The sequence below is a fragment of the Arthrobacter sp. AZCC_0090 genome (assembly GCF_014207375.1).
Taxonomy (GTDB): Bacteria; Actinomycetota; Actinomycetes; order Actinomycetales; family Micrococcaceae; genus Arthrobacter.
Genome location: NZ_JACHEE010000008.1, coordinates 124,944 through 139,747, shown reverse-complemented (window position 1 = coordinate 139,747; position 14,804 = coordinate 124,944). Strand labels below are relative to the sequence as shown.

Sequence of the window (14,804 nt, the reverse complement as noted above, 5' to 3'; positions counted from 1 at the left end):
CCAGTGTCCATCTCAACCGGTTCTTCCCGGCGGGTCCTTGAAAAGGGCCCGTCGGGGTGGCTGGCCGCACCAGCCCTCGTCTTCTTCCTGCTCTTCGCCATCATCCCGCTCTTCGGCGTGCTCTTCCTCAGCTTCACCAAATGGGACGGGCTGGGCGAAATCAAGCTGGACGGCTTGTCCAGCTGGACCACGGTCCTGACTGATCCCGTCACCGGCAATGCGCTGTGGGTCACTGCCAAGATCATGTTCTTCTCGTTCATCGTCCAGGCTCCCATCAGCTTGCTCCTCGGAGTCTTCACGTCCGCATCGCAGAAATACCGCGCAGCCCTCGCTGTCCTGTACTTCGTGCCGTTGCTGCTGTCCTCCGCGGCCGTCGCCATCGCCTACAAGGCCCTGTTGGACCCGAACTTCGGCCTCGGCCCGGGCCTGGGCCTTCCGTTCCTCGCCCAGGACTGGCTAGGAAACTCGGATCTGGTGCTGTTCGTCGTCGTCTTCGTCATCGCCTGGCAGTTCGTCCCGTTCCACACGCTCATCTACCAAGGCGGCGTTCGGCAGATCCCGGCGTCGCTCTATGAAGCGGCCCAAATCGATGGCGCGGGACGAGTCCAGCAGTTCTTCGCCATCACCTTGCCCCAATTGAAGTACACCATCATCACGTCCTCCACCCTCATGGTGGTTGGCTCACTGGCCTACTTCGATCTCGTCTTCGTCCTCACCGGAGGAGGCCCCGGCTACTCCACGCGGCTGCTGCCGCTGCACATGTACCTGACCGGCTTCAAGGCCAACGACATGGGAGCGGCAAGCGCCCTGGGCGTCATCCTCGTGGTGATCGGCCTTGCCCTGGCCCTCATCCTGCAACGACTCGGTGGCAAGAACCGCAACGCAAGCCAATTGGAAGGTGCCTGATGGCTTCCACAACCCAGATTCCCGCACCGCCGGCAAGGCGCACCGCGCTTAGCAACAAGCAAGGCCACAAGCATGGTCCCCGAGCAAAAGGGACCAAGGGACCCGGGCGCTTCCGTCCCAACTATCTGGGCGGCCTGGGCGGTTGGCTGTGGCTGGCGGTCATCATCGTTCCCATCTACTACGTGGTGGTCACCAGCCTGAAGAACCAAGCCGGCTTCTTCACCTCGAACCCGATGCTGCCGCCAAGCGAGCCGACCCTGGACAACTACAAGCTGGTCCTGGACAACGATTTCGCGATGTACTTCTTCAACAGCCTGATGGTCACCGTGGGAAGCGTCGTGCCGGCACTCCTGGTCTCGTTCATGGCCGCCTACGCGATCGTCCGGGGCAAGGGCCGCTTCCTGACGTTAACGAACAACACGTTCCTCCTGGGCCTGGCGATCCCGCTGCATGCCACGATCATCCCCATCTATTGGATGATCACCAAGGCCCATCTCTATGACACTTTGTTGGCGTTGATCCTCCCCTCCATCGCGTTCGCCATTCCCATTTCCGTCCTCATCCTGAGCAACTTCATGCGCGATGTTCCCAACGAGTTGTTCGAGTCCATGCGGCTCGACGGCTGCTCAGACTGGGCCATGATGTGGCGCCTCGCGCTGCCCATGACGCGGCCCGCCGTCGTGACCGTGGGCATTTACAACGCGCTCGGCGTCTGGAACGGCTTCCTCTTCCCGCTGATCCTGACCCAAAGCCCGTCCACCCGTGTGCTTCCGCTGTCCTTGTGGACCTTCCAAGGCGAATTCAGCGTCAACATCCCCGCCGTGCTGGCTTCCGTGGTGCTCGCCACCTTGCCGCTTCTGGTCATCTACGTTGTGGCCCGCCGCCAACTGCTCAGCGGACTGACCGCCGGATTCAGCAAATAGCCAACGCTCTTTTGAAATCCACGAAAGGAAACTCAATGACCACCGCAAAGCCCTTGCGCGTCGGCATGGTCGGCTACGCGTTCATGGGTGCCGCCCACTCCCACGCCTGGCGGACAGCGCCGCGGTTCTTCGATCTCCCGCTGGACCCCCGGCTCACCGCTCTTTGCGGCCGGAACGACGACGGCGTCCGGGCCGCCGCGGGCAAGCTCGGCTGGGGATCGGTGGAGACAGACTGGCGCCGACTTCTTGAGCGGGACGATATCGATCTGATCGATATATGCACCCCGGGGAATACCCATGCCGAGATCGCGATCGCAGCCCTTGAGGCCGGTAAGCACGTGCTATGTGAAAAGCCGCTGGCCAACTCTGTGGAGGAAGCCGAGCGCATGACCGAAGCCGCGCAAGCCGCCGCGGAACGCGGAGTCTTCTCCATGTGCGGGTTCAGCTACCGCCGCACTCCCGCGTTGGCCCTCGCCAAGCGGATGGTCGAAGAGGGCCGGCTGGGAAACATCCGGCACGTGCGCGCGCAGTACCTGCAGGATTGGCTCAGCGACGAAAACGCGCCCATGACGTGGCGACTGGACAAGTCCAAGTCCGGGTCCGGCTCGCTGGGCGACATCGGAGCGCACAGCATCGACGCCGCACAGTGGGTCACCGGGCAGCAGATCACGGGCGTTTCCGCGCTCCTGGAAACGTTCGTGCACGAGCGGCCGTTGGCCGGTGATCTCGTGGGCCTCGGCGGACACGGCGACGTCGGCGCGGATGCGCCGCGCGGCACGGTCACCGTTGATGACGCCGCCATTTTCACGGCAAGGTTCGACGGCGGCGCTACTTCAGCGGGCGCGGTCGGGGTTTTCGAGGCCACGCGTTTCGCGCTGGGACGGAAGAACGCCATGCGCTTGGAGGTCAACGGCACCAAAGCGTCCTTGGCATTCGACTTCGAAGAGATGAACGTCTTGTCCTTCTACGACGCCGCAGAATCCCCCGACGCCGGATTTCGCCGGATCTTCGTCACGGAACCCGAACACCCCTACGCAGGCAATTGGTGGCCTACCGGCCATGGTCTTGGATACGAGCATGGCTTCACGCACCAAGTGGTGGACCTGGTGACGGCGCTCGGCGCGGGCGCGCAGCCCTCGCCGTCGTTCGCTGATGCCTTGCAAGTGCAAAAGGTACTGGCCGCCGTGGAAGGCAGCGCCGCAGAGTCCAGCCGCTGGCAGAAAGTCTAGGAGGGAACCCCGATGACAAGACCCATCACACTGTTCACCGGCCAATGGGCCGATCTGCCCTTCCAAGAGGTCGCCCGGCTCGCGGGCGAATGGGGCTTCGACGGGCTGGAAATCGCCTGCTGGGGGGACCACCTCGACCCCTACCGGGCCTCCATTGACGACGGCTACGTTCAGGAACGTCTCGACATCCTCGACAAGAACGGCCTTAAGGTTTTCGCCATCGCCAACCACCTCACGGGGCAGGCGGTGTGTGACGATCCCATCGATGAGCGCCACCGGGACATCCTGTCCGATGAAGTCTGGGGCAATGGTGATCCCGAAGGGGTGCGGCAACGCGCTGCAGAGGCGATGAAAGTGACGGCACGGGCCGCGGCACGCCTCGGCGTCAAGACCGTCACGGGATTCACGGGCTCCTCCATCTGGAAAGCAGTGGCCATGTTCCCGCCCGCCTCGGAGGCGATGATCGAACGTGGCTACCAGGATTTCGCGGACCGCTGGAACCCGATCCTCGACGTGTTCGACGAGGTGGGGGTCCGCTTCGCCTTGGAAGTCCACCCCTCCGAGATCGCCTATGACTACTGGACCGCGAAGCGTGCCCTGGAAGCCGTCGGCCACAGGGAGAGCTTCGGGCTGAACTTCGATCCGTCCCACTTCATCTGGCAGGACCTGGACCCGGTGATGTTCCTCCAGGATTTCGCGCCGAAGATCTTCCATATGCACGTCAAGGAATCCATCCGCCAGCTCAATGGCCGCAATGGCCGGCTCGGATCCCACTTGCCATGGGCGGATCCGCGGCGGGGCTGGGACTTCGTCACCGCAGGCCATGGGGACGTGAACTGGGAGCCGATCTTCCGGACCCTCAATGCCATCGGCTACGAGGGACCCACCAGCGTCGAGTGGGAAGACGCCGGCATGGACCGACTCGTGGGAGCGCCGCAATCCTTGGCCATGGTTCGGGAACTCGCCGCTATCGCCCCGCCGATCACCGCATTCGACGCGGCATTCTCAAGCCGCTGACCACCTCCTATTTTCGGCTGTCCGGCCGTATTTCTATGCAAAGGAAACCATGACTAACAAGAAGACCGCCCTTGTGGTCCGTGGCGGCTGGGATGGCCATCAGCCATTCGAGGCCACAGAACTCTTTATCCCGTTCCTCAAGGACAATGGCTATGACGTCCGTGTCGAGGAATCTCCCAAGGTATATGCCGATTCGGAATATATGGCCGGCGTGGACTTGATCGTGCAGTGCATGACCATGTCCACCATCGAGAAGGACGAATTCGAGGGGCTCCGCACAGCGGTCGAAAACGGCACGGGTCTTGCCGGATGGCACGGCGGCATCGCCGATTCCTACCGGAACAACTCGGACTACCTGCACCTGATCGGCGGCCAGTTCGCCTGCCACCCGGGCAGACACCCGGACGAACGCACCGGCGAGCAATCGGACAACTACGTTCCCTACACCGTGAACATGCTCCCGGCTGCCGCGAGCCATCCCATCACGCAGGGGCTCGGCGACTTCGAGTTGGTCACCGAGCAGTACTGGGTCCTCTCGGACGACTACATTGACGTCCTCGCCACCACCACCCAGAAGGTCAGGGACTGGGACCAGTGGAACCGGGAAGTCACGTCTCCCGCTATCTGGACCCGGCAGTGGGCCGAAGGCCGGATCTTCGTCTGCACCCCCGGACACCGCGTGGAAATCCTCCAGGACAGCAACCTCCGCACCATCATCGAAAGGGGCATGCTGTGGGCAAGCCGTTAAAAGTGGGCATCATTGGCTGCGGCGCCATCATCGCCCAATACCTCGCGAACTTCCGCCGGCTGGACGCCATTGAACTGGTGGCCGTGGCCGATCTCGATGCCGCCCGAGCCCAAGCAATCGCGGATTCTTACGACGGCGTCCGCGCGGTCACCGTCGACGAACTCTTGGCGGCGGCTGATGTCGAGCTCGTCCTGAACCTCACCATTCCGGCCGCGCATGCGCCAATCGCTTTGAAGGCGATCGCTGCCGGCAAGAGTGTTTATGGGGAGAAGCCGCTCGCTGCGACTACCGCCGAGGCGCGGCGAGTGCTCGACGCGGCGCGGGAGGCCGGCGTCGTGGTCGGCTGCGCACCGGACACGGTGCTTGGTACCGGTATCCAGACCGCCCGCAAGGCGATCGACGACGGCCTGATCGGCGCCCCGATCTCGGCCACCGCGACGATGGTGACCCCGGGGCACGAGCGCTGGCACCCCAATCCGGACTTCTACTACCAACCTGGCGGCGGACCGCTGCTGGACATGGGCCCCTACTACGTCAGCGCCCTGGTCACGCTGCTTGGCCCAGTGGTTTCGGTCATCGGAGCAGCAAGCCACACGCGCAACACGCGGACCATTGGTTCAGGACCGCGCGAGGGCGAGGTGATCCCGGTGGACATCGATTCACACGTGACCGGCGTCCTGGTCCACGCCTCTGGCGCGCTGTCCACGCTCGTGATGAGCTTTGACGCGGTGAAAACCAAGTCGGCCAACATCGAGATCCACGGAGAGGCAGGGTCCCTGATGGTTCCTGACCCAAACCACTTCGACGGGGACGTTGAGCTCTTCACGCTCGGCGCCGACGCTTGGCGGACGCTCCCAATCTCGGCCGGCTACATCGATTCGGGCCGGGGCTTCGGCATTGCCGACCTCGCCGCCACCCCGGCTGGTGCCGAACCGCGCGCGGGCGGCCAGGTGGCGTACCACGCGCTGGAGGTCATGGAATCGGTGCTGGCATCCGCCCACACTGGCTCAGCAGTGTCCATCGAAAGCACGGTGGCACGGCCGGACCTTGTGGAACTGACCGTGTTGGCGGCACCGCTCGCAGAGGTTCAGGGAATCAGCTCGTAGGCCTGGCCCAAAATTCTCCGGACTGAGGTGGCCGCGGCGCCGATGAGCGCCCCGGTCTGCCCCAGTTCGGAGAAGGCCACGTTTCCTTCCGGGATCAACCCCGGCGCGTGGTGGCCCAAGCTCCGGCGCAGAGCGGGAGCGATCCACTCCTCAAGTGCCGCGAAATGCCCGCCCAGCACGACGGCGGAAATATTCGCCACCCGTGCCGTCGAGGCCACAGCGATTCCGAGGTAGCGTCCGGCCTGTTCAACCGCTGAAATCGCCCGTTCATCGCCGTCGCGAGCGTGACTCAGCAACTGGGCCATGTGCTGCGCGGTCGAATCCAGGTCTATTCCCGCAGCAGAATATATGGCGTCTTGGCCCGCGAACGTTTCAAGGCAACCGCGGCCACCACAGGCGCACAACGGACCGTCGGGATGGACCACCACATGCCCGACCTCACCGGCATGGCCTTGCGGTCCGGCGAAGAGCTGAGAAGCTATGACCAGCCCACCTCCGACGCCCACCTCACCGGACACGTACAGGAAGTCACGGAACCTGTCGCTTTTGCCGTGATCTGCGCCGTGGCCAAACCAGAGTTCCGCGAGCGCGGCACTGTTGGCCTCGTTCGAGAGAGAGACGCCGAAAGGCGCATCCGGCAACAGCGTGGGGAGCTCCTCGGAGAGCTCGACGTCGGCCCAGCCCAGGTTCGGGGCGGCCAAGACCACGTTGTGCTCCGTTTCCACCAACCCTGGGACCGTCAGTTCCCCGCCAAGAAGTTCGACGCCGGTGCCGGCCGCCTCAATTGCCGCCCGCCGGGCCATCGCAACGAGGATCGGCAGGATGTCTGCGGGCTGGCTTGCGCGGTTGTGTCGTTCAACGGTTTCGTGGAACAAGAGATCCCCGGAGAAGTCCAAGACCCCTACCGCGAGATAGTCCACATTGATTTCCGCGGCGAGTGCGCCGCGGGCCGGATTGAGGACGAGCCCGGTTCCGGGCCGGCCGCGTTCGCCGTCGCGGGTGACGCTCGCTTCCCGCACCAGTCCGCACTCAAGCAAATCGGCCACAATGCTTGAAACGGAGGCCTTGGTCAGGCCACTTTCCGCGGCGAGTTGGGCGCGCGTTGCCCCACCGTTCCCCTGGATCCCGGCGAGGACGAGTGCCAGGTTCTGCCTGCGGACATCGCCCACTCTTCCGGGCGACGGCGTGTCAGGCATGTTTCCTCCGGGATCCGGTTGAGGACGGGGTGACCTCCATCATCATTCACGGATCAGCGGTTGCGGACCATTTGGACCGTGCCGCCGCAGTTACTCGTCGGCAGAAGTCACTTCAAAGCCGATCGGGCCATGTTGGAGAAGGCCCAGGTCCTGACGAGCAACGGTTCAGTTGCCGGTATCAATACGGGCACTGGCCTTCCTGTAGTTCTGGCCAATTGAGGCCCGGAAATCGGGCTCAGGGTTGGCGTCGACGGCCACGAGCCAGTCTGGGCGGTGCCCTGAGAGCGCCCATGCCGCCTGAACCGCCGCGCCGCGGGCAACGTATTCACCAGGGCTCGGAACGACTACGGGAAGGTCAAACACCTGCGCTGCAATCCGTTGCACGGCAGGATTCTGCACGGCACCACCGATCAGGAGCAACCGCTCGGCACGGACACCTTGGGTACGCAGCGCATCCAGGCCTCCAGCGAGGCCGCACAGCATGCCTTCGATGGCCGCCCGGGCGATATTCGGCCGGGTGGTGGAGGCGATGCTGAGACCGTGGAAACTGGCCTTCGCATGAGGCAGGTTGGGTGTCCGTTCCCCTTCGAAGTACGGCACCAGCACCACACCTCCCGCACCAGGTTCGGCCTCGAGGGCGAGCCGGGAAAGCTCGTCGAAGTCGACGTCGAGCAATGCCGCAATAGAGCTGAGCACGCGGGCTGCGTTCAGCGTCACCGCGATCGGCAGGTACTCCCCGCTGGCATCCGCGAAGCCCGCCACAATCCCGCTCGCATCATGTCCGGGCGAGGAGTCGACGGCGAACACGGTGCCGCTGGTACCGACGGACACCACGACGTCGCCGGGTTTTGCTCCGAGGCCCAGTGCCGCGGCGGCGTTGTCGCCCGCCCCGACGCCGAGCAGGATTCCGCCACCAACAGCCTCACTAGCGCCGGTGCCGCCGAAACATGCCGGGTGCACCCGGCCTGCGGTTTCGCCCGGGCCCAGCACGCGGGGAAGAACGACGACGCCGGGCGCCGCCGTCGCCGTCCCGCCTGAGGCTTCCCGGGCGTCTTGGCCAAACGCCAGTTTGAACAGGTCCAGATCGTAGCGTCCCGTCAGCGGGCTCCAGTAGCCGGTGCCGCTGGCGTCCGAGCGGTCAGTGGTGAGCTGGTCCAGGTCGGGCCCCAGGGGGCTGGAGCCCGCCGGGCCGTAACCGCGGAGACGCCACGTCAGCCAGTCATGGGGAAGTGCGACGGCGGCCACCTTGGCCATGTTTTGGGGTTCGTGGTCCCTGATCCACCGGATCTTGGTGATGGTGAAGGAAGCCACTGGCACGAGCCCGGTCCGCCGGGCAAAGTCCTCTGCCCCTACTTCGGCGATGAGGTCCTCCGCGACTCCGGCCGAACGCGTGTCATTCCACAGCAGCGCCGGCCGCACCACGTTGCCGTCGCGGTCCAGCAGCACCATGCCGTGCTGCTGGCCCGCTACGGACAGTGCGCTGACATCGGCGAGTCCGCCAGCGTCGTCGAACGCTTCGGAGAGCGCCCGCCACCACTCGTCCGGATGGACCTCCGTTCCCTCAGGGTGGCTCGTCCGGCCTTCGCGGACGCGGGCTCCGCTTTCCGCGTCCAGGACCACCACTTTGCAGCTTTGAGTAGAGGAATCAACCCCGGCAACCAGGTTCAAGGAAGCAGTGGCCACAGGATCAGCGTGCCCCGAGGAGGTGCTCGATGAAGAGCTGCTGGAGCTTCACGAATCCGAAGCCTTTGCCGCCAAAGTAGGCATCGGCGTCGAAGTCCTCGTAGGCGGACTTGTCTGCACGCAACTGCTCGTAGCCTTCTCCCGGGTTCAGGGTGGGCTCGTTGATTTCTGCAACCCGTGAAGCCTGGAGGGCTGCCTGAACTTCAGGGTCGGCGCGGAATGCCTTGGCGCGCTCCTTGAGGAGCAGGTAGGTCTGCATGTTCGCAGCCGCAGAGTCCCACACGCCGTCGATGTCTTCGGTGCGGCTCGGCTTGTAGTCGAAGTGGCGCGGGCCCTGGTAGGAGGGGCCGCCGTCGGGACCGCCGTTTTCGAGGAGGTCCACCAGGGAGAACGCGTTCTGCAGGTCGCCGTGGCCGAATACCAGGTCCTGATCGAACTTGATGCTGCGCTGGCCGTTGAGGTCGATGTGGAAGAGCTTGCCCTGGTACAAGGCCTGGGCAATGCCGTGCGTGAAGTTCAGGCCTGCCATCTGCTCGTGGCCGGTCTCAGGGTTGATGCCCACGAGATCCGGGCGTTCGAGGGTTTCGATGAAGGCCAGGGCGTGGCCCAGGGTGGGGAGCAGGATGTCGCCGCGGGGTTCATTCGGCTTCGGTTCGATGGCGAACCGGATGTTGTAGCCCTTGTCCGTGACGTAGTCGCCCAGCAGGTTCACGGCTTCGCGGTATCGTTCGAGCGCTCCGCGGATGTCCTTGGCGGCGTCGTACTCGCTGCCTTCACGGCCGCCCCACATGACGAAGGTTTCGGCACCGAGTTCAGCGGCCAGATCGATATTGTCCAGCACTTTGCGCAGGGCGAAGCGGCGGACTCCGCGATCGTTGCTCGTGAATCCGCCGTCCTTGAACACAGGGTGGCTGAACAGGTTGGTGGTGACCATGGGGACCACCAACCCAGTGGCCTTCAGGGCCCCTTGCAGCCGGTCGATTTCGCGCTGGCGATCGGCCGCCGAGCAACCGAAGGGGAACAGGTCGTTGTCGTGGAAAGTGATGCCGTAGGCGCCGAGGTCGCTGAGGCGGTTGATGGCTTCGACAGTGTCCAGGGGAGGGCGGGTGGCAGAACCGAATTGGTCCTGAGCCTCCCATCCCACGGTCCAGAGGCCGAACGAGAACTTGTCTTCACGGGTGGGCTGAATCGTCATTGAGTGCTCCAGGTAGATTTGTAGATTTGTAGATTTGTTTCGCCATCCAACATATTACGAATCTCTGTGATGTCAACCACTTGGAAGCACCGAGATTTTTTCATACAACTTACGAAAAAATCGCAAAGGATCTAGCGGTTGAGCCATTCAGCCGTTATGTTGTTGTGGACATCAAATAAGGCCACAAGGCTCCCAAACGAAGGATTCAACCGTGACTGATCAGCTGGTGGCGGAACGCAACTGGGCAGGAAACTACAGCTACCAGGCACCGCAGATCGCCCACCCTGACAGCGTGGAGCAACTCCAGGAGCTCGTGGCAGGCGCGCGGCAGATCCGTGCGCTGGGGTCCCGGCATTCGTTCAACGCCATCGCGGACACGGACGGCACCTTGGTGGTGCTGGACCGGCTGGACCCGGGGATCAACGTGGATGCGGCAAATATGACTGTCACGGTGAGCGGCGGCACGCGGTACGGGACTCTCGCGTCGGAACTCCAGCGCCAGGGTTTCGCGCTGCACAACTTGGCATCGCTCCCACACATTTCGGTGGCAGGAGCCGTCGCCACCGCCACGCACGGCTCCGGAGACGCAAACGGCAACCTGGCCACCGCCGTCGCAGGCCTTGAACTTGTCACCGCGGACGGCAACATTCTTACCGCACACCGCGGCGACGAGGACTTCGACGGCATGGTGGTGGGACTCGGCGCACTGGGCATCGTCACCACGCTGACCTTGGACATCCAGCCAAGCTTCGACGTCGCCCAGAACGTCTTCGAAAACCTCAACTGGGATCTCGTCCTGGAAAACTTCGACCAGATCACTTCGTCCGCCTACAGCGTCAGCCTCTTCACCGATTGGAGCGGAGACACCCTGGGCCAGGCATGGCTCAAGCGGCGCAGCGGTGATCCGGCAGCGGAAATTTCAGACTTCTTCGGCGGCACTCCGGCAACGGAAGCTCGGCACCCGCTTCCGGGAGTGTCAGGCAGTAACTGCACGCAGCAGCTCGGCATTGCCGGGCCTTGGTCCGACCGGCTGGCTCATTTCAGGATGGAATTCACCCCGAGCCAGGGCGATGAGCTGCAAAGCGAATACCTCATCCCCCGTGAGCACGCCGTAGACGCGCTCCGCACCATGCGCAGGCTTTCCGGTATCGTGACCCCGCTGCTGCTGGTAGCCGAAATCCGTACGATGGCCGCGGACCAGCTCTGGTTGAGTGCCAACTACGGCCGAGACGGCATCGGGTTGCATTTCACTTGGCGCCAGGACCAGCCGGCGGTCGAAGCCATCCTGCCGCTGCTTGAGGCGGAATTGGCTCCGTTCGCGGCGAGGCCGCACTGGGGCAAGCTGTTCGACGCCGGCGCTGCCGCCGTCGCGCCCTTGTACCCCCGCTTTGACGACTTCATCGCACTGGCGGACCGCCTGGATCCATCAAGGAAGTTCCGCAACGACTTCCTGGACCGCACGGTGTTTGGTAGCTGATATTGTCGCGATGATGCCCTCCCCCACCCGAACTCCCGCCACCGCCAGCGAGCCCGATCCCTCGCGGCGAAACAATTTGGCCCTGCTGACGTCCCTTGTCCATCACAACGGCGTGCTCAGCCGCGCCCAGCTGACCAAACGCACCGGCCTGAACCGGTCCACGGTAGGGACGCTGATAGGGCAACTCGTGAACCTCGAAGTGGTGTATGAGACGGCGCCGTCGGGTGAATCCCAGGTGGGTAGACCCAGCCCCATTGTCCATCCGCGTCCGTCCATAGCTGCCCTTGCGGTCAACCCTGAGATTGACGCCGTCACCATTGGCCTCGTCGGCCTCGGGGGGAAGGTCCAGAAAAAGATCCGCTTCGACACCGAGCGGATCCCCACGGCCAAAGAGGCCGTGAACATCGCGGCCGCAGTGATTGCCGGAATGCGGTCCGAGCTGGACACTTCCTACCGGGTCATGGGCGTGGGTATCGCAGTGCCCGGCCTGGTCAACCGGGACGACGGCGTGGTGCGGCACGCTCCGCACCTGGGCTGGCGCAACGAGCCGGTAGCCGGCATGCTGAGCGAGGCCACCGGATACCCATGCCACGCTGCCAACGACGCATCGCTGGGCGCTGAAGGCGAACTCCTCTTCGGCGCCGGCGCGGGGCAGAAGAACTTGATCTACCTCAACGGTGGGGCCAGCGGGATCGGCGGCGGAGTCATCGCGGACGGAGCACTGCTCCGCGGAGTATCGGGGTACGCCGGGGAACTCGGGCACACCTTTGTCCGCTCGTCCGGGAGGCCCTGCCACTGTGGGGCCACGGGCTGCCTTGAAACCGAAGTCTCCCAGTCCTCGCTTTTTGAACTCGCCGGGTTGGGCGGTGGCGACGCTAGCCAGCTCGAGCAAGCGCTCCGCGCGAAGAGCAGCGAATCTGTTACCGCAGAAGTGGCGCGCCAGGTTGGGTATCTTGGCATCGCCTTGCGGAATGCCGTCAACACTTTCAACCCGGAAGCGATCGTCCTGGACGGTTTCCTTGGCGTCTTGCACTCGCTGTCTCCCGGGACCCTGGACAGCTCGCTCCGGTCCCAGGCCATGGACGGACCATCCGGCCAGGTGAAGATCTACCAAGCTGCCCTCGGTTCGGATCTCATGATGATCGGAGCCGCGGAACTAGCCTTCACGCAATTCCTTGCGGACCCTGCCGGCGCTTTCCCTACCCCTACTCCCTAGTCAGGCCGACCATGCTGAATCAGGCGCCCTCGCTCAATCAGGAACCCTCCCTTAATTTGGCACCGCCCCACAGCGCACCATCACCCATGGGCGAGCATTTCGAACTCACGGCCAGCATCGGCGGCCGCAGCCAGCGCGTCGTGGTGACGGAAGTCGCCGCCAGCTTGCGGGAGCTCGACGTCGACGGCGTGGCCCTCGTCCAGGGCTATCCCGCCGATGCGCAACCGCCGTGGTGCGCAGGCTGGGTCCTGGTTCCGTGGCCCAATCGGGTGGCCGGGGGCACGTGGAGCTACGACGGCGTTGCCCAGCAATTGGACATCACGGAACCGGAAAACGGGAATGCCTTGCACGGATTGCTGACGCGCACTCCGTATCGGGTCACTTCACGCACCACGGACAGCATCACCCTCGACGCCGGTGTCTCGCCACAGCCGGGATACCTCTTCGAGCTGTCGACGTCGGTCCGCTATCAACTCGTGGTGGACGGGCTGCGCGTCACACACCGTGTGGAAAATACGGGTCTCCGATCCGCACCGGTCGCGCTCGGGGCACATCCTTTCCTCCGTTTGGGCAGCGTGCCGACCGAAGAACTCAGGCTCTACATCAACGCCGATACCCACATCGAGGTGGACGAACGCCTGAACCCGAGCGGAATCACCACGGACGTCAGCGGAACCCGGAACGACTTCCGCACCGGCCAGATGGTGGGTTCCGTTGACCTCGACGATGCCTGGGGCAATGTCCGTCAAGAAGGCGACGGCAGCTCCCTGCACTATCTGGAAGCGCCTGACGGCAGCCAAGTTCAGCTGCTCATGGACGCTTCCTTCGGCTACGTCCAGGCCTTCACCACTACGGAGTTCACCACCGACGGCGGCATGGTGACCGCCGTCGCGCTTGAACCGATGACCGCCCCGGCCGATGCCTTCAACAGCGGCCACGGCCTGCGCTGGCTGGAACCCGGCGAGGCCTGGGAAGCTAGCTGGGGCATCCGGTACCTGCTGCCCCGGCGCTCGGGCGGGATCTCCTAAGTTTGTGCGGAAACCTCCGCAGGTACAGTTTGTCGGATGACTACCAAGATTGATCTCGAACGTGCTGCCGATACCCTCCGGGCGTGGGCATTGGATGAAGACCTGAAGCAACGTGTCATGTCCTCGCCTACCCTGGCGACGATGGCTTCGCGTGTCGCGAGGAGATACTCGGCCGGGGATACCGTCACTGACGCTATCCGGGTAGCCGCAGCGGCGGTGTCTCGCGGCCACGCCGCCAGCATCGAGTACGCCGGCGAGAGCGTGCGCAGCGCTGATCTCGCTCGCTCGGAGGCCATAGTGTTCCTCGAGTTGGGCTCCGCTCTCGGGACCTCTGGCCTGCCGAGCACTATCTCCTTTGACCTCTCCCACCTCGGCGCACTCGTGGACCGCGATCTGGCCCTGGACCACGTGCGCCAACTCGCCGCGATAACTGAACCGTTCGGAACGGAGCTGATGATCTCGGCCGAGGGCTCGGATCGGACCGACCTAGTCCTTGACCTGTACGACGAACTTGCCGCCGAGATCCCCCGCGTCGGCATCACATTGCAAGCTCGCCTACATCGCACGCCCGGCGATCTTGAGCGGGTCCTGCGCCACCCGGGTACCGTTCGTCTGGTCAAAGGCGCGTTCCTTGAGCCCGAGTCCGCCGCCTATCCCCGCAACAGCGCCGAACTCACCAACGCCTACCTCGAACTGGCAAGCCAGCTCATCCACTCCGGCCACCCGTTGTCCCTCGCGACCCACGACGACACGCTCGTCAGCACGCTTATCGCCAGGCACGGCGAGGCGTTGAAGACCGGCACGATCGAATTCGAAATGCTCCTCGGACTGGGGACTGACCTTCTGGACCGACTGCAGCAGGAAGGCTACCGAACGCGCGAGTACGTCATCTTCGGTGGCGAATGGTGGTTGTACGTCCTCAACCGCATCGCCGAGCACCCTGAACGAGCGCTCACGGCCCTCGCCGACCTCAACCTGAGCTGACCCTGTCACTTCCCTGGCGACGCGCAATTGGCTAGCTGACACGGAGAAAGCCTGACGACTCCCGAATTTCGGTCGCGCCACGGGATTTCCGCGTCG

13 protein-coding genes are annotated in these 14,804 nt (G+C 64.2%); 10 read left to right on the top strand and 3 right to left on the bottom strand.

Features of this window, described 5'->3' with window-relative positions:
• Positions 1–3 precede the first annotated feature (3 nt).
• The 6 genes from HNP00_RS14105 to HNP00_RS14080 are packed head-to-tail and all read left to right on the top strand — an operon-like array spanning position 4 to position 5,929.
• A complete protein-coding gene (locus tag HNP00_RS14105; protein ID WP_184740137.1) occupies positions 4–906 on the top strand; it encodes a carbohydrate ABC transporter permease in 903 nt (300 codons plus the stop codon).
• The gene (locus HNP00_RS14100; protein WP_184740135.1) at positions 906–1,829 is read left to right on the top strand and encodes a carbohydrate ABC transporter permease; all 924 of its coding nucleotides are present in this window, start codon (positions 906–908) and stop codon (positions 1,827–1,829) included. The genes HNP00_RS14105 and HNP00_RS14100 overlap by 1 nt, the downstream gene beginning before the upstream one ends.
• Positions 1,830–1,864: 35 nt before the next feature.
• On the top strand, positions 1,865–3,058 hold the full coding sequence (locus tag HNP00_RS14095) for a Gfo/Idh/MocA family protein (protein WP_184740133.1): 1,194 nt from the start codon (positions 1,865–1,867) through the stop codon (positions 3,056–3,058).
• A 12-nt stretch (positions 3,059–3,070) separates the two neighbouring features.
• Complete coding sequence (locus tag HNP00_RS14090; protein WP_184740131.1) at positions 3,071–4,075, top strand: sugar phosphate isomerase/epimerase; 1,005 nt, start codon at positions 3,071–3,073, stop codon at positions 4,073–4,075.
• Between the two features lie 49 nt (positions 4,076–4,124).
• A complete protein-coding gene (locus tag HNP00_RS14085) occupies positions 4,125–4,823 on the top strand; it encodes a ThuA domain-containing protein (RefSeq protein ID WP_184740129.1) in 699 nt (232 codons plus the stop codon).
• Complete coding sequence (locus HNP00_RS14080) at positions 4,808–5,929, top strand: Gfo/Idh/MocA family protein (protein ID WP_184740128.1); 1,122 nt, start codon at positions 4,808–4,810, stop codon at positions 5,927–5,929. Before HNP00_RS14085 ends, HNP00_RS14080 begins: the two co-directional genes overlap by 16 nt.
• Here HNP00_RS14080 and HNP00_RS14075 read toward each other — a convergent pair.
• The 3 genes from HNP00_RS14075 to xylA all read right to left on the bottom strand — a co-directional run bounded on the left by HNP00_RS14075 (position 5,911) and on the right by xylA (position 10,003).
• Positions 5,911–7,125, bottom strand: coding sequence for an ROK family transcriptional regulator (locus HNP00_RS14075; RefSeq protein ID WP_184740126.1), 1,215 nt, complete (start codon positions 7,123–7,125; stop codon positions 5,911–5,913). The genes HNP00_RS14080 and HNP00_RS14075 overlap by 19 nt on opposite strands.
• Positions 7,126–7,290: 165 nt before the next feature.
• Positions 7,291–8,793, bottom strand: a complete 1,503-nt coding sequence (gene xylB, locus HNP00_RS14070; protein ID WP_184740316.1) for a xylulokinase — start codon at positions 8,791–8,793, stop codon at positions 7,291–7,293.
• A 19-nt stretch (positions 8,794–8,812) separates the two neighbouring features.
• Positions 8,813–10,003 carry a xylose isomerase gene (gene xylA, locus HNP00_RS14065; protein WP_184740124.1) on the bottom strand — a complete coding sequence of 397 codons (1,191 nt, stop codon included), beginning with the start codon at positions 10,001–10,003 and terminating at the stop codon, positions 8,813–8,815.
• Positions 10,004–10,214: 211 nt separating this feature from the next.
• Here xylA and HNP00_RS14060 point away from each other — a divergent pair, with 211 nt between their 5' ends.
• From HNP00_RS14060 to HNP00_RS14045, 4 genes are all read left to right on the top strand, one after another.
• A complete protein-coding gene (locus tag HNP00_RS14060; RefSeq protein WP_311770580.1) occupies positions 10,215–11,480 on the top strand; it encodes an FAD-binding protein in 1,266 nt (421 codons plus the stop codon).
• Between the two features lie 13 nt (positions 11,481–11,493).
• Positions 11,494–12,696, top strand: coding sequence for an ROK family protein (locus HNP00_RS14055; RefSeq protein WP_260404979.1), 1,203 nt, complete (start codon positions 11,494–11,496; stop codon positions 12,694–12,696).
• Between the two features lie 86 nt (positions 12,697–12,782).
• Positions 12,783–13,724 carry an aldose 1-epimerase family protein gene (locus HNP00_RS14050; RefSeq protein ID WP_260404978.1) on the top strand — a complete coding sequence of 314 codons (942 nt, stop codon included), beginning with the start codon at positions 12,783–12,785 and terminating at the stop codon, positions 13,722–13,724.
• Between the two features lie 36 nt (positions 13,725–13,760).
• Positions 13,761–14,708, top strand: a complete 948-nt coding sequence (locus HNP00_RS14045) for a proline dehydrogenase family protein (protein WP_184740118.1) — start codon at positions 13,761–13,763, stop codon at positions 14,706–14,708.
• Positions 14,709–14,804: the final 96 nt, after the last annotated feature.